At 43.0% G+C, this 356-nt stretch carries 1 protein-coding gene; it reads right to left on the bottom strand.

The features are described from left to right. Positions 1-117: 117 nt before the first annotated feature. Positions 118-356 (bottom strand): hypothetical protein (locus tag F8C76_RS18905; protein ID WP_211372201.1); only part of this gene is annotated, 239 nt, incomplete at its 5' end.

Below are 356 nucleotides of genomic sequence, written 5' to 3'. Positions count from 1 at the left end.
TTTTTCGGGTTTTTTGAGGTCTTTTTCGCCGCCGTTTTCTCCTGTATTTTTCTTGACATTTTTCCTCATTTATTGGCTTGATTTCCCTGTAGAAAACTTGATGAGAATCCTTGCATTTTAGAGTGCAAAGTTTCCTAATTTTCCGGGAAAGCCGAAGACTTTGTCGCATAGAGCTGCCGATTTTCTGTCAGAAGCTGAAACTAGGTCAAACGATGTCGGAATGACCTGAAATTTGAGGTGAAGCCTCCTGAGCAATAAATAAGACCAACCATAGGCTCTTTTTTGAGTTTTGAAGCCGTTTGGGGTCCCGTCGCCAGTAGACTTGATTTCGCCGCGATAAAGATGTCGCGCGTTGA

Source organism: Flagellimonas olearia, assembly GCF_009184425.1.
Classification (GTDB): domain Bacteria; phylum Bacteroidota; class Bacteroidia; order Flavobacteriales; family Flavobacteriaceae; genus Flagellimonas; species Flagellimonas olearia.
This window is presented reverse-complemented; position numbering and strand designations above follow the sequence as displayed.